Raw genomic sequence first — 21,851 nt, 5'->3', positions numbered from 1 at the left:
GCAGCCGGGAAAGCGGACCGACTCAGACCGCGGTGACCTGGACGCCGGCCTGCCGCAACGCGGCCAGTTGCTCGGGCAGCGCACCCCGGTCGGTGACGATGTCGGTGACGCCGGACAGCAGGCTGATCCGGGCGAACGTGACCCGCCCGAGTTTGGTGCTGTCGGCAACCACCACGCTGCGCCGCGCCCGGCTCAGGAAGGCCAGATCGGTCTGCGCCTCCATCTCGTCGTACGTCGTACAGCCCTCCTCCGGGGTCAGGCCGTCGACGCCGATGAACGCCACGTCGAGATGGTAGTTCGACAGCATCGCCTCCGCGGCCGGCCCGACCAGCTCGTACGACGGCCGCGCGATCCCGCCGACGACCACCAGCCGGATGCCCGCGTGGCCGGTGAGTTCCGCGGCGATGTTGATCGCGTTCGTCACCACGGTGATGCCGCGCCGTTCGGACAGGGCGCGGGCCAGCTCGAGCACGGTGGTGCCGCCGGTCATGCCCACCACGGCGCCGTCCTCGATCAGCGCGGCGGCGGCGCGGCCGATGGTGCGTTTCTCCCGCTGGTGCAGGGCCGCCTTCACCCTGGTCGGAACCTCGTCCCCGGAGGCGTTGGCGGTCGCCCCGCCGTGGGTCCGGACCAGGAGCTGGTTGCGGCTCAGGGACTGCAGGTCGCGACGAATCGTCGCGCCGGACACGCCCAGCGACGCCGCCAGCTCGGTGACGTCCACCCGCCCGCGTTCGCCGACCTGGTCGAGGATCGAGCTCAGCCGCTCTGCCTTGCGCACGACTCGCACTGTAGCAACCCCTCTCTGAGCAACTTTTGCGCACTTGATCAATATTCTGCGCATGTATTCGAATTCCTTGACCAGTTTTGCTCATCCAACTACGTTCTCGTCAAATTCAAGCGCTGGGATGCGCAGATGCGCGTCAACCGCTACCCCCTGGAGAAGCCATGCTCAGGATCAGACGCCGGACCGGAACCCGAATCACCCCGCCGCGACGGCGCACCGCGCTGATCGCCGGACTCACCGGTCTGGCCCTGGTGCTGGCGGGCTGTGGCGACGGTGGCAACGGCCAGGCCGGCGGCGGCTCGACCCAGACCAGCGGGGTGACGATCACCGTCGCGCTCGCCTCGGACCCGCCGCCCAAGGCGGCACTGGAGGCGTTCACCAAGCAGACCGGCATCACGGTCAACTGGGTGAACCTCGACTGGGACAGCCTGCAGAACAAGATCTCCGCCGCGGCCACCGCGAACACCTACTTCGCCGACGCGACCAACGTGGACTGGTCCCGGGTCGGCCAGCTGGGCAAGCTCGGCTGGTACTTCCCGATGGAGGACTACGTCGACACCGCGGCGATGGAGGCCGACGTCCCGCAGCTGGCGTCGTTCAAGAGCGACGGCCACGTGGTCGGCATCCCGTACGACGCCTCGATCATGGTGACCACGGTGAACACCGAGATGTTCCAGAAGGCCGGCGTGAACCCCGCGCCCAAGACGATGGACGAGTACACGAACGCGCTGCGCACGATCAAGTCCAAGGGCGTCGTCCAGTATCCGCTGAACATCCCGTTCGCCGCGGCCGAGGGCCTGTCGACGTACTGGTACGAGGCGACCAACGCGTTCGGCGGTTCGGTGCTGGACAAGGACGGCAAGCCCCAGTTCGCGACCCCGGACACGGCCGGCTACAAGGCGGCCCAGTGGATGGTGGACGCGCTGAAGTCCGGTCTGGTGCCGCCCGGCAACATCAACGTCACCGACTCCCAGGGCCAGCAGACGCTGATGGCCAAGGGCGTCGTGGCGAGCACCTTCTCCGACTACTCCGGCACGGTGGGGACGCTGTACGGCATCAAGGCGTCCTCGTCGGTGGTCGGCAAGGTGAAGTACATCAAGACGCCGGGCGTCAGCGGGCCGGCCGCGAACCTCAGCAACCCCGACGGCATCGGCATCCCCAAGAAAGCCAAGTACCCGAACGCGGCGGCGAAGTTCATCGAGTGGTTCACCGCGACCGAGCAGCAGGCCGACTTCTCCGGCGTGAACGGCCCGGACAAGACCATGCCGGGCTACCCGTTGCCGTCGCACCTGTCCGCGGTGAAGCAGATGACCGCCAAGGGCAACCTGATCGGCGGCGCTGACCTGGAGCCGATGCTGGAGGGCTCGAAGCCGGTCTTCGAGGGCGGCGCGCCCGCGTGGTACCCGAAGTTCTCCAACGCCGTCTACACCAACCTGCACGCCGCGGCGACCGGTTCGATGTCGGTCGAGCAGGCGATGAAGGCGATCAGCGACACCGCGACCCAGTTGGCGTCCGGGTCGTGAGCGCGAGCTCCTCGACGGCCCAGCCGACGGCGACAGCGCAGCCGGCGTCGCCTCCGGCCGGACCGGCGACCGGGTCGGCGCCGGTCCGCCGGTCCCGGGTCGATCTGCTGCCCTACCTGCTGATCGCGCCGGTGATGATCTTCATCGCGCTGCTGGCGCTGGTGCCTGCGGTGACCACCGTCGTGCAGTCGTTCTTCCGGGTCGACGCGCTCGACCCGCCGACCCGGTTCGACGGCTTCGGCAACTTCGTCCGGCTGGCCGGCGACAAGGCGCTGCTCGGCAGCATCGGCAACACGGTGTTCTACGTCGTGGTCGGCGTGGCGCTGTCCACGATCATCGGCATCGGCGCCGCCGTCGTCCTGCAGAAGCCGTTCCGCGGCCGCAGTCTCGTGATCGCCGTACTGATCCTGCCGTGGGCGTTGCCCGGAGCTGTCGGCGGTGTGCTGTGGACGGGCATCTTCGACCCGAACGCGGGCCTGATCAACAGCGTGCTGTCGACCCTGCACCTCAGTGACGGCAACGCCGTCCTGCTCGGGCAGAACCGGTTGCTGACGATCACGCTGATCGAGCTCGTCCAGGTCTGGCAGATCGCGCCGCTGTCGGTGCTGCTGATCCTGGCCGTGCTGCAGCTGATCCCGGACGAGTTGTACGAGGCCGCCCAGATCGACGGCTGTACGCCGTGGTCGGCGTTCCTGCGGATCACGTTGCCGCTGGCCCGGCCCGGCATCGCGGTGACGATGGTGCAGGCCGTGATCGCGACGCTCAACGTCTTCGACCAGCCGTACGTGCTGAACGGCGCCGCGAACACCGGCGCCTCGGTGACCATGCAGACCTACTTCATCAGTTTCCAGGATCTCGACTTCGGTGGGGGATACGCGTTGTCGCTGCTCATCACACTCGTCACGCTGGTGATCTCGCTCGGCGTGATCCGCCTGGTCTACCGCAGGGTCGAGCTGTGAAGCGGCGGACCAGCGGGCTGCGCGGAGTCGGCGTGGCGATGATCCTGCTGTGGTCGCTGGTGCCGATCTACTGGGCGATCAAGACCAGCCTGCAGACCGAGGCCGACGCCCGGGCCAAGCCCGCGCACTACCTGCCGACCAACGCGACCTGGCAGAACTACGCCACGCTGCTCAGTGGAGACGGCGACGTGCCGGCGCAGATCCGGCGCTCGACGCTGAACATCGTGATCGAGTGCGGTGCCGCGACCGTGGTGACCGTGCTGCTGGCGACGCTGGCGGCGTACGCGTTCGCCCGGATGCAGTTCCGCGGCAAGACCGTGCTGTTCTACGCGGTGATCGCGACGATGGCGTTCCCGGCGTACACGACGCTGATCCCGTTGTACCGGATCATGAGCACGTTCGGGCTGGTGAACACCTACACCGGCATCGTGCTGGTCTACGTCTCCGGGTTCTTGCCGCTGGCAACGTGGATCCTGCACAACTACTTCGCCAGCCTGCCGAGCGGGATCGAGGAGGCCGGGCTGGTGGACGGCGCGCACCGGCTCCAGGTGCTGTGGCACCTGCTGCTGCCGCTGGCGCGTCCGGGCATCATCTCGACCGCGCTGATCACGTTCCTGTTCGCGTGGGGCCAGTTCCTGTTCCCGCTGGTGCTGTCCAGCGACCTGTCGACGCAGCCGCTGACCGTCGTGATCGCCTCCCTGCAGGGCCGGCACGTGGTGCCGTCGACGCTGCTGAACGCGGCCGGGGTGCTGGCGATCATCGTGCCGGCGGTGCTGGCCCTGGCGTTCAACCGCTACATCGTCAACGGCCTGCTGGCCGGTTCGACCAAGTGAACTTTCTCGAGAGGAACCCTAGTGAGTGAGAACTCGATCGTCCTGATCGGCGCGGGCAGCACGGTGTTCACACCGGGCCTGATGACCGATCTGGCGTCGTCCCGGACGTTCGACGGCTGGACGGTCCACCTGGTCGACCTGAACGGCGAGGCCGCCGAGACGATGGCCCGGGTGGGCCGGCGGATCGCCACCGAGCAAGGCGCCGAGCTGACGTTCGTGCCGCACGTCGACCGCCGCGACGCGCTGCCGCACGCCCGCTTCGTCACGACGACGATCGCGGTCGGTGCCGCCGCGGGCTGGCGGACCGACGTCGAGGTGCCGGCCCGGTACGGGATCGCGCAGACGGTCGGCGACAGCGTCGGACCGGGCGGTGTGCTGCGGGCGCTGCGTCACGTTCCCGAGCTGGTCGCGATCGCGCGCGACGTCGCCGACCTGGCGCCCGAGGCGCAGATGATCAACTACTCGAACCCGCTGACCGCGAACGTCCGGGCGATCACGTCGCAGACCGGGGCCAAGGCGGTCGGGCTGTGTCACGGCACGATGCACACGCTGTCCAAGCTGACCGCCGACCTCGGCGTACCGGCGGACGAGGTGCACGCCGTCTTCGCGGGGCTGAACCACCTGTGCTGGCTGCTCGACCTGCGGCGCGGCGCCGAAGACCTCTACCCGCTGCTGCGCAAGGCCGTCGCTGAGCGGGCGGGTGGCATCGACGCCGCATCCACCCGGGACGAGGGTGTTCACCTGCCGGTGCCGGCGGATCTGATGCGGACCTTCGGGCTGTACCCCGCGCCGGGTGACCGGCACGTCGCCGAGTTCTTCGGCCACTACCTGCGGGACGTCGACGGGGGACCGGCCGACGAGAAGGACCTGCCCTGGGGCTTGCAGGGTGGCCGGGACGCGACGATGGAGTACATCGGCGAGAAGGACGATCTCTGGGAGCAGTTGCACGCGCAGGCCGACGGGAAGGCGCCGTTGCCCACGACCGACAACCAGGAGGCCGAGCGGCTGGTGGCGATCGCCGAAGCCCTTGTCACCGGCAACGACCATGTCGAGCTGGCGGTGAATCTGCCGAACGAGGGCAAGATCAGCAACCTGCCGCCGACCGCCGTCGTCGAGGTCCCGGCCGTCGTGGGAGCCGCTGGTATCACCGGGCTCGGCGTGGGTGCCCTGCCGGACGCGATCGCCGCGGTCCTGACCGCGCGAGCGCACCAGCAGGAGATCACTGTCCAGGCCGCCCTGACCGGCGATCGCTCGCTCGCGTTGCAGGCGCTGACGCTCGACCCGCTGGTCGGTGGGCTCGACGTCGCCACCAAGATTCTCGACGACGCCATCGAGGCGCACGGATCGGCGATGAGCCGGTTCACCGCGACGGAGGCCGCCGCATGACCGACGTCTCCACCGCCGTCGCCGGGGACCTCAGTTCGCTCGCCACCTATCGCGAGGTCGTGCAGCAGCCGGTGGTGTGGCGTGAGGCCGCCGGGCTGCTGGCCGACCGGGCGGACGAGGTCGCGAAGTTCCTCGACCCGCTGCTCGCGCAGCCGGAGCTACGGATCGTCCTGACCGGCGCCGGCACGTCGGCGTTCGCCGGGGAGATCCTCGCGCCGGCGCTGTCCCGTGCACTGCACCGCCGGGTCGATGCGGTCGCGACCACGGACATCGTCTCGAATCCGCGGGAGATGTTCGCCGAGGACGTGCCGACGCTACTGGTCTCGTTCGCGCGCTCCGGGGAGAGTCCGGAAAGTGTCGCCGCGACGCAGCTCGCCACGCAGTGCCTGCGGTCGGTGCACCAGCTGGTCATCACCTGCAACGCCGACGGCCGGCTCGCACGCGAGCACCAGCAGGCCGACGAGTCCCTGGTCCTGTTGATGCCATCAGCAACCAACGACCGCGGCTTCGCGATGACGTCCAGCTTCACGTCGATGGTGCTGACCGCGTGGCTGGCGCTCGCGCCGGCGCAGGATGCGGCTCTCGCCGAACGGCTCGCCGAGGCGGCCGAGCAGGTCCTCGCCCGGTCCGACGAGCTGACCCGGCTCACCGCCGGCGGCTACGACCGCGTCGTCTATCTCGGCAGCGGTCCGTTGGGTGGATTGGCCAGGGAGTCGGCTCTGAAGTTGCTCGAGCTGACCGCCGGTGCGGTGGTCAGCTACTACGACACCGCCCTCGGCTTCCGGCACGGACCGAAGGCCGTGCTGAAGGAGGGCACGCTCGCGGTCGTCTACCTGTCCAACGACACCTACACACGCCAGTACGACCTCGACATCGCCGAGGAACTCCGGACGGCGATCGGCGCCGAGAACGTCCTGGTGATCGGCGCCGGCAGCTCGAACGGCGGGCCGGAGACCTGGCGGATCGACGGACTGAGCGACGTCGACGACGCGGCCCTGGCGCTGCCGTTCGTGGTGATCGCGCAACTGCTCGCGCTGCGGTTCTCGATCCAGCTCGGCCGGACGCCGGACAACCCGTTCCCGGACGGCGAGGTCAACCGCGTCGTCCAGGGCGTGACCATCCACCCACTGCCGCGGTGAGCGTCTTCCTCGGCGTCGACGGCGGCGGGTCCGGTACGGCGCTGTGCCTGGTCTCCGGCCGCGGCGAGCTGCTGGCGACCGCCGAGGCGCCCAGCTGCTACTACCTCGACTCCAGCGACGGCGAAGGCGTCTCCCTGGTCCGGCGGGTGCTGGCCGACGCCGTACCGGAAGTCTGCGCCGTCGCCGGGGTCGAGCCGGCCGACATCACCTCGGCGTTCTTCGGCCTTCCGGCGTACGGCGAAGTGAGTGCTGACCTGCCCGAGCTCGACGCCGCACCCGGTGCCGCGCTCGGGCACGACCGGTACAGCTGCGGCAACGACATGGTCTGCGGCTGGGCCGGTTCGCTCGCGCTGGCCGACGGGATCAACGTGATCAGCGGGACCGGGTCGATGACCTACGGCCGCCGTGGGGAGACGGGTGTCCGCGTCGGCGGCTGGGGAGAGCTGTTCGGTGACGAGGGATCCGGCTACTGGATCGGCGTGCGGGGATTGCAGGCGTTCTCGCAGATGAGTGACGGGCGGCTGCCGGCCGGACCGCTGCTCGACGTACTGCGTGAGCATCTCGGACTCGCGTCCGACCTCGACCTGGTCGACGTCGTACTGAATCGCTGGCACGGCAGCCGGCGGGCGGTCGCGGCGCTGTCGCGGCAGGTCGTCGAGGCCGCGAACGCAGGTGACACGGCTGCGGCGGGCATCCTCCGGGACGCCGCGGCCGAGCTCGTCCGGCTGGTGGAGGCGACGCGGCAAGGCCTCGGATTCCCTTCCTCCGCGACGGTTCCGGTGTCGTACTCGGGCGGCGTCCTCACGGCTCCGGAAGTGTTGCGGGAGTTCACCGCCGCGGTGGCCGGGCTCGATCACGACTACGACCTGCGGACGCCGTTGTACCGCCCGGTGATCGGCGCCGCCCTGTACGCCGCCCACCAGTCCGGGCGACCGCTGGACGAGGCGGCGTTGGCGAACCTGCGGCCGTCTTCGCGCTGAGCCGTGAAATGCGCTATGGCCGGTAAGGTTTTGCCGTGGAGAGGGTCACCCTGCAGGACGTTGCCGAGCGGGCCGGCGTGTCGATGAAAACGGTGTCGAACGTGGTCCGCGGCTACAAGCACGTCAGCCCTCGGATGCGTGAGCGCGTGCAGGCGGCGCTCGACGAGCTCGGCTACCGGCCGAACCTCAGCGGGCGCAGTCTGGCGACCGGGCGCTCGAGTCTGCTCGCGCTGGCGGTTCCTGATCTGCGGCGGCCCTACTTCGCGGAGCTGGCGCACGTGTTCGCCCGCGTCAGCACCGCCCGCGGCTACCGGTTGCTGCTCGAGGAGACCGGCGGCACCCCGGAGGGGGAGCGGGCGGTACTGCGCGATCTCGAGGTCGGCGTGGTGGCCGGGATGGTGCTTCACCCGCAGGCCCTGACCGCGGCCGAGCTCGAACTGCTCCGGCACGACACCCCCCTTGTCTTCCTCGGCGAGGACCAGCGGCCGCCGACGGCCGACCAGGTGGCCATCGACAACGTGGCTGCTGCCGAAGAAGCGATGGCTCACCTGCTGGGCCTCGGACGCCGGCGGATCGGATTCCTCGGCCACGAGACCGGCCCACTCTCCAGCCCGTCGGAGCTGCGCATCGCGGGCTATCGCCAGGCGCTCGAACAAGCCGGTCTGCCGTACGACGCGTCGCTGCTGGTCGCCCGGAGCGAGGGGGACGCAGTGGGCGCCGAGGTCGCGCTCGGCGAGGCCCTCGATGCCGGGCTGAGCATCGACGGTCTGCTCTGCCGCGACGACCTCGCCGCCGTCGGTGCTCTCCGTGCGTTGTCGAGACGAGGGTTCGACGTACCCGGCGATGTCGCCGTGATCGGCTGGGACGCGATCGACCTCGGCGCGAGCACGGTGCCGAGCATCACCAGCGTGGAGCCGGACACGCACGCCCTCGTTCAGCGCGCGCTGGATCTGCTGCTGGAGCGCATGGACGACCACCAGACGCCCGGCCGGCAGGTCACCGTCGGGCACCGGATCGTCGTCCGGGAGAGCGCCCCCGCGCCCGATTCAGTCGTCGACGACAGCGCCCAGCAGTTCGATCACCGCGGCGCGGACCGCGTCGGGTAGGTCGACGGCCGCGAGTTCCGCGATCCGCTCGGCCGCCGGGCGTGCGCCGCGGACGATGTCCCAGGCCTCCAGCTTCTCCGGGTTGCCGGTCTGGGCGCGTTCGAGAAGCTCGCGGATCGCGTCGTCCTGAGTCGTTCCGACGCGCAGCCGATCGCCCTCGACGCGGACGACGAGCCCTTGGTCGGACCGTCCTTCGGTCGTGACACGCCACCGGCCGTCAACGCCGGTCACCTCCACCGGCCGGCCGTCGACGGTGACCTGACCACCGGGCAGCCTGGCCAGGAACGTCAAGGTCCACTCGCGTACGGTCGGGACCACATCGGCACGCCCGTCGACCGGAGCGATCAGGAACTGGCCGCTGTCCGGATCCCAGCGCAGCACCGTGCGCGCCGCGGGACCGCCGTCCGGGCCGAGCACACGGTCGTCCTCGTCGTCCTCCACCAGGACGAACTCGCCGGCGGCCGACGGTGCGACCAGCACCTCGAACGCCGCCGGGTTGCGGGTCGCGTCGAGATCACTCGTGGCCGCGAGCGGCAGGATGCCGCCTTCGCGCAGCAGCACCGGGATGGAGGCCGTGTCGCGATGCAGCTCGACGGACCGATCGCCGTGGTAGACGGTGCCGGTGAAGACGTCGGTCCAGGTGCCGGCCGGCAGCCACACGCGCACCCGTCCGCGCAGGGACTCCGGGCTGCGCGGTTCGGTGATCGGGGCAACGATCAGCTCGGAACCGAACGCGTACTGGTTCGGTACGCCGTGCGCCTCGAAGCGGCGCGGCTCGAGGTGGTACATCGGCCGGACCAGCGGCGTGCCCGCGGCGGCCCGGTGGTTCATCGTGTGCAGGTACGGCACCAGCCGGTGGCGGAACCGCAGCGCCTCGCCCATCGCGGCGCGGTGCTCGGCCGGGAACGCCCAGGGTTCCTTGCGGATGAACGGGTTGTTCGCCGAGTGCAGCCGCGAGATCGGTGAGAACACCCCGAACTGGACCCACCGGGTGGCGAGCTCGTCGTCGCGGACGCCACGGGTGTGGCCGCCGATGTCGTGGCTCCACCAGCAGTAGCCGATGTTGGCGGCCGTCGCGGTGAACTCGGGCTGGAAGGCCAGCGACGCCCACGAGACGACCGCGTCGCCGGAGAAGCCGACGGCGTACCTGTGACTGCCGGGGCCGGCGTACCGGGAGAAGGTCATGCCGGGACGTCCGTCGCGGGCGGCGTCGAGGTGGTGGTAGTGGTTCAGCAGCCAGAGCGGGTCGACACCGACGGCGTTCGAGCTGGATCCCTGCTGCCAGTCGATCCACCAGAAGTCCACGCCCTCGGCCTCGAGCGGGTGGTGCAGCTCGGCGAAGTACGCCCGCAGGAACGCCGGATCCGTCGGGTCGAACGGGATCGCCGCCTGGGTGTCGGGATCGACACCGACCGCGCGGGCCATCGCGGGGTAGGCGTCCTCGAAGGCACGGACCCCGTCCGCGGGGTGCAGGTTGAGCGTGGTGCGCAGTCCGCGCTCGTGCAGGGCCTGGAGGAACGCCGGCGGATCCGGGAACAGCGAGCGCTCCCAGGAGTAGCCCGTCCAGCCGTTGCCGTACTCCGGCGGCACGGAGTCGACCCGGTGCCAGTCCATGTCGATCACGGCCACCGAGAACGGCAACTGCTCGTCGCGGAACCGGTCCATCAGCGCGAGATAGGAGTCGGCGGTGTAGGGGTGGTACCGGCTCCACCAGTTGCCGAGCGCCCAGCGGGGGAGTCGCGTCGGAGCTCCCGACACCGCGTAGAAAGCTTCGACGGCGGCGGTGAAGTCGCGTCCGTACGCGAACACGTACAGGTCCCGCCGGCCGGGCTCACGAGTCCCGATCCAGCCGTCGTCGGTGAACAGGAACGACTCGGAATCATCCAGTACGGCGACGCCGTTCGGTGCCACCACTCCCGGTCCGAGCTCGGTGCGGCCGTCGACGTCGTCCAGCGTGCGCGTCGTACCGCCGAGGTCGTTGGCCGGTTCGCCGTAGCGCCAGCGTCCGCTGTCGCGGCCGAGGCATTCGACGAGCAGTCCGTGGGTGGAGAACGGCTTGCCGTCGTAGCGCAGCCGGGCCCGGTCGGTGGTGATCACGACACCGCGGTCGTCGCGCTCGACGGTGAAGTCCACCGACGGCAGCTCACGGCGTACGGCGAAGGTGGAGACGCGGTCCTCGAACCCGCCGTCGTCGGACCACTCGATCCGGAACAGCCCGGTGCCGAGCACCGTGACCCGCCAGTGGTCGCCGGTCACCTGGTGGTCGGTCCGGGCCCGCGGCGATGCCTCGGGCAACGGCCTGACCACCGGCAGCTCGGTGGCCGTGCGGTCGGCGACGTCGGTCATGGGACTCCCTCGAGTGGTGGCTGGTCAGCTCTTGACGGCGCCCTGGGTGACGCCGCTGATCACCCAGCGCTGGGCGAACAGGTACACCACGACGGTCGGCGCCATCGTCATCAGGTACGACGCGAACGCGACGTTGTAGTCGGTGCCGAAGTCGCTCTGGAAGATGTTCTGCACGACCGGCAGTGTCTGCAGCCCGGGATCGGCGGTGATCAGCGACGGCAGCATGAAGTCGTTCCAGGACGCGAGGAACGCGAAGATCCCGACGGTGGCGTTCATCGGCCCGAGCAGCGGCAGCACGATCTGCCGGAAGATCTGCCAGGTCGAGGCGCCGTCCATCCGGGCGCTCTCCTCCAGTTCGGCCGGGACCGAGCGCAGGTAGGCGGTGTAGAGCAGCACGCTGAACGACAGCTGGAACATCGCGTGCAGGATACCGACGCCGACCGGGTTGTCGAGGCCGGTGAGTGCGGTCAGCTTGATCTGCGGCAGCGCGACGACCGGGAACGGCAGGAACATCGCGGCGAGCAGGTAGACGAACGACCACCGGAAGAACCGCCGCGACCAGTTCTTGGCGATCGCGTACGCCGCCAGCGAGCTGAGCAGCAACGTCAGCACGACCGTGATGGCCGCCACGGCGACCGAGACGGCGAACGCCACCGGGAACCGGGTCAGCTGCCAGGCCTGCGCGAAACTTGCCGGATGCAACGGTGACGGCCAGGAGAACGCGTTGCCGTCGATCGACTGCCCGCTGGTCTTGAACGCCATCACCACCGTCACGTACAACGGCGCGAGCACGGTCAGCGAGGCGAGCGCGAGGACGACGGTCACCGGCCAGTTGGTCCGGCGTGACCGCCGCCGGCCGATCCGGCGGTCCCGCGGGGTCGCGGCCTGCAGGGTGGTCACAGCCGCACCATCCTTCCTCGGGTGGCGATGAGCTGGACGATCGAGATCAGCACGGTGAGCACGAAGAAGATCGTGGCGTTGGTCATCTGGTAGGCGTAGTCGCCACCGGTGAAGCCGCCGAAGATCGTCACCGCGACGCTGCGGGTGGACGTGCCCGGACCGCCGCCGGTGAGGCCGACGATCACGTCGTACGCGCCGAGGTAGCCCTTCACCCCGAGGATCGTGTTGATCACGATGAAGCCGCTGATCAGCGGCACGGTGATGGATCGGAACTGCCGCCACGGGCCGGCGCCGTCGAGCGCGCTCACTTCGTACAGGTCGGCCGGGATCGCGGTCAGGCCGCCGATGTAGACGAGCATCGCCCCGGGAATCGTCTGCCAGGCCGAGACGATCACGATCGACAGCCAGGCCAGGTCCGGATTGCCGAGAATGCTCTGCTCGAGCGGCGCGAAGCCGATCGCCGTGGCGGCGGCCGGCAGCGTGTTCGAGAACAGGAAGCTGAACACGTACGCGACGACGATGCCGGACAGCACCATCGGCAGCACGAAGACGCTGCGCAGCGAGGCCAGGAAGCGGATCCGGCTGGACAGTCCGACCGCCAGGCCGAGCGCGATCACCTGCGCGATGATCACGGTCACGGCGGCGAAGCCGAGCGTGAACGTGTACGACTGCAGGATCGCCGGGTCGTCGAACAGCGCGAGATAGTTGCTCAGGCCGATGAACGACCAGGTCCCGACGCCGATGTAGTCGGTGAAGCTGTAGAAGATGCCGACCAGGGCCGGCCCGACGACGAACGCGGTGAACAGCACCAGCGTCGGGACGAGGAACAGGTAGTACACCGGTTCGACGCGGCGTTTCATGAACTGGCCTTTCCGTGAACGGCTGCCGGCGCGGTCGTGGACGCGGTCACGTGGTCGCGCCACGCCGGGCGAGCCGGCGCCAGTCGGCGTCGAGCTGGCGCAGCATCGTGTCGAAGTCGCCGCTGCCGATCGCGGCCTGCAGGTAGTTGCCCAGCGGGATCGAGGTCGGGATGAAGGTGCCCGCGCCCTGGTAGAAGGCGCCGCGGTCGACGTAGGTCTGCAGACCCGCGAGGCGCGGGTCGCGCTGCGGGGGAGCGGTCTTGGTGGTCGCGTAGGCCAGGTTGTCCTGGTTGTAGGCGTTGATCACGTCCGGCCGCATCAGGAACTCGACCAGTTCGGCGGCCGCCGGCACGTCGGCCGACCGCTGCGGGATGTAGAGGCCGAGGTCGACGTTCACCCGCGCCTTGCGGTCGTTCGGATTCTCGCTGACCGGGAGCGCGAAGGTGCCGATGTCGAGCTTGGGATCGACCAGCGCGATCTGGCCGATCGCCCACGGGCCCTGCAGGTACATCGCCGCCTGCCCCTTGCCGAAGGCAAGGTTTCCGTCCTCGTACGAGCGGACCGCCTGGTCGGCGTTGAAGAACGTCGAGATCGTTTTCGCCCGTTCCATCGCGACCGCGAACGTCTTCTGGAACGACACCTCGGAGTCCGGGCCGACGTCGGTGCCGAGCTCCTTCATCGTGCGGAAGAACTCGGCGGTGTCGACCAGACTGCCGACCGAGTAGTCGAACAGGCCCTGCCAGATCGTCCAGGTCGTCCGGCCGGTCGCGTAGACCGGCACCACGCCGGCGCGCTTCAGCTCGGTGCACACGTCGACGAACTCGGTCCACGTCGTCGGCACCGGGAGGCGGTGGTCGGCGAAGATCTTGCGGTTGTAGATGACCCCGGCCGCGGCCAGCGAGTACGGCAGTACCGACGTGCGGCCCGGGAACGTCGCGTACTGCTCGGCGAGCTTGCCGATGTCCGGCCGGATGGTCGCCGCCGAGGGGAGGTGCGACAGGTCGCTCAGCTGACCGCGTTCGACGTACCGGGCGAGCTCGAGGTTCGCGTTGAAGCAGCCGACGTCGGCCGGGTCGTTGCGGACGAACTGCGGAGCGATGGACGACGTGGAGTCGTGCACCACCGACAGGCCGGGGTGCTCGGCCTCGAACGCCCGGAGCAACTTGTCGAAGTAGGCGATGACCTCCTGCTTCTGCTCGTAGAACCGCAGCGTGCCACGGCTTTCCGGCGCAGAGCACGCCGCTCCGAACGCGCCCACGAGCGCGACTCCGGCAGCGCGGGCGAGAAACGACCGCCGTCCCAGCATCGTGGTGTGCCGGACGTCAGAACTCACGTGCCGTCTCCCTTTTGATCGATCGAACCGCACCGCCCTCGGGGAATTTACAGCGCTGGAAATCGGCCGTCAAGAAACCCGGCTGTGCCGCTCGCCGTCGCAGGAGGCGACGGTGAGGGCACAGCCGGGTTGGGTCTGGTCCGGCTTGTGCTACTCGGGCCAGGTGAAGGCCGGGTCGCGGCGGTAGTCGTCGCGGCGCCACTCCAGCGCGGTCCTGACCATGTCGTGGGCGCCGGTGCCGATGATCTTGCGCAGCGGCGGCTCCGGCTCGTCGAGCAGGGCGAGCAGGGCCTGCGCGGCGACCGCGGGGGAGTCCTCGGTGGATGGTTCGGCGTCCGCGACCATCTCCGGCGTCGGGTACGCCGGCATGCCGAGAATGCCTTCCCGAGTCGCGTTGTAGGCCGGGTCTGCGGTGGTGAAGCGCATGCTGGACCCCGCCCAGTCGGTGGCGAACCCGCCGAGCTGCAGCAGGTGTACGCCGATGCCGAGCGGTGCGACCTCTGCAGCCAGGGCGGAGCTGAGCCCTTCGAGCGCCCACTTGGTCGCGTTGTAGGCGCCGAACAACGGCAGATGCCCGACCGCGCCGACGCTGGAGACCTGCACGATCCGGCCGGATCCGCGGGCCCGCAGGTGCGGCAGGACCGCCTGGGTGACCCAGACCGCGCCGAAGAGGTTGACGTCGAACTGGGCCCGGATCTCCTCCTCGGACAGCTCCTCGACCGCGCCGACCAAGCCGTGGCCCGCGTTGTTCACCACGACGTCCGGCGTACCGACCGTCGCCACGACATCCGCGACCACGGCCTCAACCTCGGCCCGGGAGGCGACGTCGAGCCGGCGCGGCACCAGTTGGTCGCCGTACTGCTTGACCAGCTCGTCGAGTACGCCGTCCTGCCGGATGGTCGCGACCACCCGGTCGCCCTGCTCCAGCGCTGCCTCGGTGAAGGCCCGGCCGAGTCCTCGCCCCGCTCCGGTGATGAACCACAGTCGCATGCGATGTCCTCTCGCTTGAATATCAACGAGACGGACCGTATCGTCTCGTTCATGAGAAGTCCAGACCAGCGCCGGCGCAGCGACCGGGCCCGCACCGCGATCCTCGCCGCGGCCGCCGGGTCCGTCGCCGAGCTCGGGTACGCCAAGACCTCGATCGAGGGCATCGCCGCCCGGGCCGGTGTCGGCAAGCAGACGATCTACCGGTGGTGGCCGTCGAAGGGGGCTGTTGTGCTCGACGCCCTGGCTGCTGACCAGCCCGACGCCGAGTGGCCCGACAGTGGCGACCTGACCGCGGACCTGCGCGTCGTGCTGCGCGCGACGGTCGCCGAGTTCGCCGACGAGTCCACGTCCGCGACGTTGCGCGCGCTGATGATCGACATGCAGCAGGACGCGGCGCTCAGCGAGCAGGTGATGACCCGGATGCTCGGGCCTCAGCTGGCGGCCACGAAGCGCCGGCTGGAGTCGGCGCAACGGGCCGGACAAGTTGCCGCCGGCATCGATCTGGATCTGGCCGCCGAGCTGGTCTTCGGGCCGATCTACCACCGGTGGATCCTGCGTACGCACCAGTTCGACCAGGCCTATGCGGACGAGCTGACCGAGCTGGCGGTGCGGGCCCTGCGCGCAGGCTGAGGCGCCGGCGCTGTTCGTTCGTTGTTCAACTGGCTGTTCCCGTGGGTAGATGTATTCGTGCCTAATGTTTCCTGGTCAAGGAACTCGCCAGGAAGGCCACCATGGACACTCCGCTCGCTGTCCGGGCTCGCGGGATCAGGCAGTGCTTCGGGGACGTGGTCGCCCTCGACGGCGTCGAGCTCACGGTGCCGGCCGGCCAGGTCCACGGACTCGTCGGCCCCAACGGCGCGGGCAAGACCACCCTGCTCGGGCTGCTGCTCGGCCTGGCCGTCGCCGACAGCGGAACGCTGGAAATCCTCGGTACACCGGTGGGCCGTGCGCTCGCGGTGCCCGAAGGCGTCGCCGGCTTCGTCGACGGCCCCGGGCTCTACCCGTCTCTGACCGCGCGCCAGAACCTCGCGGCGTTGGCGTCCCTGCGCGGCGCACCGGCGCTGGGTATCGACGACGTGCTGGAGCAGGTCGGCCTGACCGATGTCGCCGACGACCGCACCCGTGGCTTCTCGCTCGGCATGCGCCAGCGCCTCGGTCTCGCCGCGGCGCTGCTCACGAAACCCCGGCTGCTGATCCTCGACGAGCCGTCGAACGGCCTCGACCCGGCCGGCAAGCACCACGTGTACGGCGTACTGACCCGGCTGGCGGCGGAGGGGACGGCGGTGATCCTGTCGAGCCACCGGATGGACGACGTCGAGGCGCTGTGCTCGGAGGTGACGATCCTGTCCACCGGGCGCGTCGCGTTCTCCGGCCCGCTGGCCGAGCTGGCCGGCGAGAACGACGAGCTCGGCTACCGGATCGTCACCTCCGACCCGCGCGCCGCGCGCACGGTCGCCGGTGGGACCGCCGGAGTCCGGATCGTCGACGAGCACGACGTACTGGTGATCGCCGCGACGGTCCCGGTGCTGGACGTGCTGGTGAAGCGGCTCGTCCAGGCGGACATCGCGGTCCGAGAGCTGGCCCCGGTGGTGTCGCCGCTCGAGGCCGCGTTCCTCGCCCTCACCGAACCGACCGATCTGGAGATCAGCCGATGACCGCGATCGTGGCCGAAACGCCTGTGGTGACTGAGGTTTCGGTGGCACGGGGCTACCGCTTCGAGCTGGTGAAGCTCCTGTCGCAGTGGCGCGTGCGCCTGCTGGTCGTGGCCTGCTGGCTGGCGCCGGCGGTGTTCGTCGCCGTGGTGAGCCGACAGGCTTCACTCCCGGTCGACACCCTCTTCGGCCGGTGGATGCACGCCACCGGCTGGGCCGGACCACTGGTACTGCTGGGATTCTCGGGCTCGTGGGCACTGCCGTTGCTGACCTCGCTGGTCGCCGGCGACGTGTTCGCGTCGGAGGACCGGCTCGGCACCTGGCGGCACCTGCTGGTCGCCGTCCGGTCACCGCGGCGGATCTTCGTGGCGAAGGCGCTCGCCAGCCTCACGGTGATCCTGCTGCTGGTCGTCGGGCTGGTGGTTTCGAGCGCGATCAGCGGCATCGCGGTCGTCGGCAACCGCCCGCTGATCGGCCTCGACGGCCACGTGCTGTCGGCGAGCGACGCCGCGGGCAAGGTGGTGCTCGCTTGGGCCTGCGCTCTCGCGCCGACGCTGGCGCTGGCCGCGATCGGCCTGCTCGGATCCGTCGCGCTCGGCCGGTCTCCGATGGGACTGTTGCTGCCGGCTCTGGTAGCTCTGGCGATGCAGATCGTCCAGATGCTGCCGGTTCCGGTCGCTGTCCGGCTCGCGCTGCCGGGCTATGGGTTCATCAGCTGGAACGGGCTGTTCACCGGGCCCGCGCAACTGAAGCCGATGCTGATCGGCGTCGTGGTCAGCCTCGCGTGGGCCGTCGCCGCGACCGCCCTGGCGTACCACCTCTTCGTCCGCCGTGACTTCACCAACCCGGCCCACGACGGCTCCGGCCGCCGCGCGATCGTCGTCGGTGCGTTGCCGCTCGCGATCCTGTTCGGGATCACCACACTGGTCGTCGCGCCGGCGACCGGAGCGACCGGCTCGGGGATCGAGCAGGACAAGGTTCAGCGGGCGCTGGCGACCGAGTTCGCGCATCTCTACCGCCTGCAGACCACCCAGCTCAACCGGCCGGGTGTCACCGAGCAGCAGTTGCAGACCTCGGCCGCCTGCACCAAGGGCGGCGACCAGGTCGCCGCGCGGGGCCCGGGCAACGACTGGCGGTGCGTCGTGAGCTGGCACGTGCCAGGTGTCGCCGCCGCCGGCTCGGCCATCTACCAACTCGACATCAATCCGGTCGGCCGGTACGTCGCCGACGGAGACGGCCCGAAGGAAGTCAACGGCTACTTCCTGGTCCGGACTCCGGCCGGCGACGAACCGAATCCGCTCTGGCAGTTCGACGGCTCCGTCGAGCTGCTTCCGTCCACCCCCTGAAGGGACCAACCCCATGCAGGTAACACGCCGTAGGCGTGACGAGAAGAGCCGTCACGGTCTTCTCGGCCGGCGTATCAGCCGGCGTACGACCGTGGTGACGGCCACGACGACCGCGCTCGCGGTCGCCGTCGCCGGAACCGCCGTCGCCTCGACCCAGCAGTTCGGAACCGACCAGGTCGGCCAGGTCACCGCGGACGGCCAGGTCCTGCCCAGCGACCAGTACCTCGCGCCGCTCGGCGACCGGCTCGTCCTCCAGAAGGGCAAGATCATGTCGTCGACGGTCAGCCCCGACGGCAGCCACCTGGCCGCGTCGATCACCGACGGCGGGATGGCGCTGGCGATCGTCGACCTGAAGAACTGGAAGGTGCAGCAGTACGTCGGCAACAACGCCGCGGCGGACCTGCGCATCCCCGGCAACGACATCGGCCAGGAAGGCCCGACGTACTCGCCCGACGGTTCGCAGCTGTGGCTGGGCCAGGCGGACGGGTACCGCCGGTTCACCGTGAAGCCGGACGGTTCACTCGCTGACCCGACCTTCGTCACGATCGCCGCCGACGGCGCCAAGCAGGCACTGGTCGGCGAGGCCGTGTTCTCGGCGGACAGTTCGACCGTGTACTCCGCGGTGAACGGCCAGAACCGGGTGGTCGCGATCGACGCGGCGACCGGCACGGTCAAGCAGAGCTGGGCCGTGGGCAACGCTCCGCGCGACCTGATCCAGGTCGGGTCGAAGCTCTACGTCAGCAACGAGGGTGGTCGTCCGGCGAAGCCGGGGGAACCCACGATCAACTCGTACGGCACCCAGGTGCCTGCCTCGCAGGTCACCGCCGCGACCACCACCGGCACCGTGAGCGTGATCGATCTGGCGCGCCCGGCCGCCGTGCCGGCGAGCATCAGTGTCGGCCTGCATCCGACCGCGCTGTACGCCAAGAACGGCACGCTGTTCGTCACCAACACGGCCACGAACTCCGTGTCGGTGATCGACACCCGGCGCGACAAGGTCATGCAGACCATCGCCACCCAGCCCTGGACCGAGGCCTCGGTGGGCTACGAGCCCAACGGCGTCACGCTGACCGACGACGGCCACCTGCTGGTGACGCTGGGCCGCGCGAACGCGGTCGCGGTCTACCGGTACCGCAACGCCCTCGAGCCGGTCAGCTACGTCGGCCTGCTGCCGACGGACTACTTCCCGGCCGAGATCACCACCGTCGGCAAGGACGTCGTGGTGTCGAACACCCGCGGTGTCGACGCCCGGCGGGAGACCACCGCGGCCGGCCGCGCCACCCACGACACGACGTCGAGCCTGACCCGGTTCCAGCTGCCTGACGACCACGCCGTGAAGGCAAGCACGGCCAAGGTGTTCGAGCAGAACGGCTGGACCAAGCACGCGGCGCGGGTCGCGAACAAGGGCCAGGGCAGCAAGAAGCCGGTGCCTGTGCCGCTGCGGATCGGCGACCCGTCGACGATCAAGCACGTCTTCCTGCTGGTCAAGGAGAACCGGACCTACGACCAGCTGTTCGGTGACATTGCCGAGGGCAACGGTGATCCGGCGCTCGCGCAGTACGGCGAGAACGTCACGCCGAACCAGCACGCGATGACCAAGCAGTTCGGCCTCTACGACAACACCTACGACGTCGGCACGAACTCCGCCGAGGGCCACAACTGGCTGATGCAGGCGGACAACCCGGAGTACACCGAGTCGTCGGCCGGTGAGTACCTGCGCAGCTACGACACCGAGGACGACGCCCTCGGCCACCAGCAGAGCGGCTTCATCTGGACCGGTGCGCAGGCGGCCGGCAAGACCGTACGGAACTTCGGCGAGTTCCAGCAGTTCCTGACCAAGCCGGCCGGTGCGACCTGGCAGAACCTGTACTGCGACACCAAGGCCATGGCCGCGACCGGGCAGAACACCGCCTACCCGCTGGTCTCGTCGTCACCGATCCCGTCGCTGAACGACGTCTCGGTGCACGGCTTCCCGAAGTTCGACACCTCGGTCCCGGACCTGTACCGCTACGAGATCTGGAAGCGGGACTTCGAGAAGTTCGGGCCGGCGAACCTGAACATGTTCTGGCTGTCCAGCGACCACACGGGTGGACCGCCGAGCGGTGCCGCGCAGGTCGCCGACAACGATCTGGCCACCGGCAAGATCGTCGACGAGATCTCGCACAGCAAGTACTGGAAGGACTCGGCGATCTTCGTCGTCGAGGACGACTCCCAGGCCGGCCTGGACCACGTCGACGGGCACCGGGCGCCGATCCAGATCATCAGCCCGTACGCCCGGCACGGCGTCGTCGACAGCCGGTACTACACGCAGATCACGATGATCCGCACGATCGAGCAGATCCTCGGCATCAAGCCGATGAACCAGAAGGACACCGCGGCCACCCCGATGGCCACGGCGTTCACCCAGACGCCCGATTTCACGCCGTTCACCGCGGTGCCGAACCGGACGTCGCTGACCGCCGGACTGGCCACCGCGCCGGCCTGTGGGGCGGACGTTCCCGCGGCGCAGAACCCGAACGCGGCACCCGCGCCGAAGGCCGTCGTGCCGGCGGAGCAGCGGGCGGTCGCGGCGCAATGGGACAGCTGGAAGACCCAGCAGCACCTCACCGGGACCGACGCGCGGGCCGACTTCGCGAACCCGGCGCAGATGAACCACTTCGGCTGGTACCAGGCCCATGACTGGTCGACTCCGTACCCGGGGGAGGACAAGATCTTCGCGCCGGCCGACGTCCCGGGGGCCGTCATCCCCTCGGCGGACAACGACGGCTGACAGCAGGCCCGCACAGCACACGGCCGCGCCGGAGGTTCGACCTCCGGCGCGGCCGTGACCGCGTTCGTGGCTAGTGGTGAGCGGCTGAACGGGTGACGTTCCGGCTCAGCGCGACGCCGAGGCCGATCATGCCGATGCCGAGCACCAGGTGCAGCCAGTTGTCGGCGGTGTTGACCGGGACGAAGTTCGCCGAGCTGTTCTGGTCGATGACCAGGCCGTAGATCCACAGGATCAGGTAGACGACACCGCCACCGATCAGGTAGTTGCGGGCGCCGGAGACGGTCCGGGCCAGCGCCAGACCGGCGGCGCCGAACAGCAGGTGCACGATGTTGTGCAGGATCGAGACCTGGAAGATGCCGAGCAGCAAGGCATCGGAGTGGTGGCCGCCGAACGACATCGTGTCGTAGTTGGTGGTGATGCCCGGGATGAACCCGAGAATGCCGACGGCGAGGAAGACGATACCGACGACCATGGCCGCCAGCTGGATCGGAGTACGGGCCGCGCCGCGCGCGGAGGCGGACTGGGACATGGGCTTCTCTTTCTCGAGCGATCAGGGTCCCGGCCGGTGGTTGGACTGGAACGAAGAAGGTACCGCCCCAGTACCCAGGACGATCGATGCGCACGCAGTTTCGTGACGGTGCGTCAACCGGGGGACGGGACCGGATGCTTCCCAGGCGGAGGGCAGGGTATTCGCGGGCCATGTCACGGTCTCGGCTGGAGTCGGTCGCGGCGACGGCACGAACTGTTGTCGGCCCACGCACGGGCGTCCGGCGATCTCGTTGCGTCGTGACCTGCCACGCGGGCGCGGGTCACGGACGGGTGGCAGTTTGTTGCCAGTGGCATCTAGTGACTGTTGCCGTCGGCGAACCGGTGGGAATTACTGAGTGTGGCGACGCGTCGCGGTCAGTGATCGAAATACTGGCTTCTCAGCGATGCGGGGCTCT

Annotated in this window: 18 protein-coding genes; 11 read left to right on the top strand and 7 right to left on the bottom strand. The window is 69.6% G+C overall.

The genetic code is table 11. The features are described from left to right. Positions 1 to 22: 22 nt before the first annotated feature. On the bottom strand, positions 23 to 778 hold the full coding sequence (locus BWI15_RS10825; protein WP_077014205.1) for a DeoR/GlpR family DNA-binding transcription regulator: 756 nt from the start codon (positions 776 to 778) through the stop codon (positions 23 to 25). A gap of 167 nt (positions 779 to 945) precedes the next feature. On the opposite strand from BWI15_RS10825, the gene BWI15_RS10820 reads away from it, so the two are divergent. The 7 genes from BWI15_RS10820 to BWI15_RS10790 are packed head-to-tail and all read left to right on the top strand — an operon-like array spanning position 946 to position 8,710. Next, complete coding sequence (locus BWI15_RS10820; RefSeq protein WP_077014204.1) at positions 946 to 2,307, top strand: ABC transporter substrate-binding protein; 1,362 nt, start codon at positions 946 to 948, stop codon at positions 2,305 to 2,307. Continuing rightward, entirely contained in the window at positions 2,304 to 3,266 is a 963-nt protein-coding gene (locus BWI15_RS10815; RefSeq protein ID WP_083750668.1) for a carbohydrate ABC transporter permease, read from the top strand. The genes BWI15_RS10820 and BWI15_RS10815 overlap by 4 nt, the downstream gene beginning before the upstream one ends. Next, positions 3,263 to 4,099 (top strand): carbohydrate ABC transporter permease, encoded by an 837-nt coding sequence (locus BWI15_RS10810; protein ID WP_083750667.1) that lies wholly within the window; start codon positions 3,263 to 3,265, stop codon positions 4,097 to 4,099. Before BWI15_RS10815 ends, BWI15_RS10810 begins: the two co-directional genes overlap by 4 nt. A gap of 21 nt (positions 4,100 to 4,120) precedes the next feature. Continuing rightward, on the top strand, positions 4,121 to 5,485 hold the full coding sequence (locus tag BWI15_RS10805; RefSeq protein WP_077014203.1) for a family 4 glycosyl hydrolase: 1,365 nt from the start codon (positions 4,121 to 4,123) through the stop codon (positions 5,483 to 5,485). Then, on the top strand, positions 5,482 to 6,624 hold the full coding sequence (locus BWI15_RS10800) for an SIS domain-containing protein (RefSeq protein WP_077014202.1): 1,143 nt from the start codon (positions 5,482 to 5,484) through the stop codon (positions 6,622 to 6,624). The genes BWI15_RS10805 and BWI15_RS10800 overlap by 4 nt, the downstream gene beginning before the upstream one ends. Continuing rightward, on the top strand, positions 6,621 to 7,604 hold the full coding sequence (locus BWI15_RS10795; protein ID WP_077014201.1) for an N-acetylglucosamine kinase: 984 nt from the start codon (positions 6,621 to 6,623) through the stop codon (positions 7,602 to 7,604). The genes BWI15_RS10800 and BWI15_RS10795 overlap by 4 nt, the downstream gene beginning before the upstream one ends. A gap of 35 nt (positions 7,605 to 7,639) precedes the next feature. Further along, complete coding sequence (locus BWI15_RS10790; RefSeq protein WP_083750666.1) at positions 7,640 to 8,710, top strand: LacI family DNA-binding transcriptional regulator; 1,071 nt, start codon at positions 7,640 to 7,642, stop codon at positions 8,708 to 8,710. On the opposite strand, the gene BWI15_RS10785 is transcribed toward BWI15_RS10790, so the two are convergent. From BWI15_RS10785 to BWI15_RS10765, 5 genes are all read right to left on the bottom strand, one after another. Then, complete coding sequence (locus BWI15_RS10785; RefSeq protein ID WP_083750665.1) at positions 8,651 to 11,056, bottom strand: glycoside hydrolase family 31 protein; 2,406 nt, start codon at positions 11,054 to 11,056, stop codon at positions 8,651 to 8,653. The genes BWI15_RS10790 and BWI15_RS10785 overlap by 60 nt on opposite strands. A 24-nt stretch (positions 11,057 to 11,080) precedes the next feature. Next, positions 11,081 to 11,956 (bottom strand): carbohydrate ABC transporter permease, encoded by an 876-nt coding sequence (locus BWI15_RS10780; RefSeq protein ID WP_083750664.1) that lies wholly within the window; start codon positions 11,954 to 11,956, stop codon positions 11,081 to 11,083. Continuing rightward, the gene (locus BWI15_RS10775; RefSeq protein ID WP_077014200.1) at positions 11,953 to 12,816 is read right to left on the bottom strand and encodes a carbohydrate ABC transporter permease; all 864 of its coding nucleotides are present in this window, start codon (positions 12,814 to 12,816) and stop codon (positions 11,953 to 11,955) included. Before BWI15_RS10775 ends, BWI15_RS10780 begins: the two co-directional genes overlap by 4 nt. Before the next feature lie 46 nt (positions 12,817 to 12,862). Beyond that, positions 12,863 to 14,149 carry an ABC transporter substrate-binding protein gene (locus BWI15_RS10770; RefSeq protein WP_202817614.1) on the bottom strand — a complete coding sequence of 429 codons (1,287 nt, stop codon included), beginning with the start codon at positions 14,147 to 14,149 and terminating at the stop codon, positions 12,863 to 12,865. A gap of 150 nt (positions 14,150 to 14,299) precedes the next feature. Next, positions 14,300 to 15,139: an SDR family NAD(P)-dependent oxidoreductase gene (locus BWI15_RS10765; RefSeq protein ID WP_077014199.1), complete on the bottom strand. Its 840-nt coding sequence runs from the start codon at positions 15,137 to 15,139 to the stop codon at positions 14,300 to 14,302. A gap of 51 nt (positions 15,140 to 15,190) precedes the next feature. On the opposite strand from BWI15_RS10765, the gene BWI15_RS10760 reads away from it, so the two are divergent. The 4 genes from BWI15_RS10760 (at position 15,191) to BWI15_RS10745 (ending at position 20,907) form a co-directional block, all read left to right on the top strand. Further along, the gene (locus tag BWI15_RS10760) at positions 15,191 to 15,769 is read left to right on the top strand and encodes a TetR/AcrR family transcriptional regulator (protein ID WP_077014198.1); all 579 of its coding nucleotides are present in this window, start codon (positions 15,191 to 15,193) and stop codon (positions 15,767 to 15,769) included. A 101-nt stretch (positions 15,770 to 15,870) separates the two neighbouring features. Beyond that, positions 15,871 to 16,794 (top strand): ABC transporter ATP-binding protein, encoded by a 924-nt coding sequence (locus tag BWI15_RS10755; protein WP_077014197.1) that lies wholly within the window; start codon positions 15,871 to 15,873, stop codon positions 16,792 to 16,794. After that, a complete protein-coding gene (locus tag BWI15_RS10750) occupies positions 16,791 to 18,137 on the top strand; it encodes an ABC transporter permease (RefSeq protein ID WP_077014196.1) in 1,347 nt (448 codons plus the stop codon). Before BWI15_RS10755 ends, BWI15_RS10750 begins: the two co-directional genes overlap by 4 nt. A 13-nt stretch (positions 18,138 to 18,150) precedes the next feature. Further along, positions 18,151 to 20,907: a bifunctional YncE family protein/alkaline phosphatase family protein gene (locus BWI15_RS10745; RefSeq protein ID WP_077014195.1), complete on the top strand. Its 2,757-nt coding sequence runs from the start codon at positions 18,151 to 18,153 to the stop codon at positions 20,905 to 20,907. A gap of 70 nt (positions 20,908 to 20,977) precedes the next feature. On the opposite strand, the gene BWI15_RS10740 is transcribed toward BWI15_RS10745, so the two are convergent. Next, entirely contained in the window at positions 20,978 to 21,436 is a 459-nt protein-coding gene (locus BWI15_RS10740; RefSeq protein WP_077014194.1) for a DUF4383 domain-containing protein, read from the bottom strand. Positions 21,437 to 21,851: the final 415 nt, after the last annotated feature.

It is taken from the genome of Kribbella sp. ALI-6-A (assembly GCF_001984195.1).
GTDB lineage: Bacteria > Actinomycetota > Actinomycetes > Propionibacteriales > Kribbellaceae > Kribbella.
Note: the sequence above shows the minus strand (reverse complement) of the source record. Positions and strands in the feature narration are given on the sequence as shown.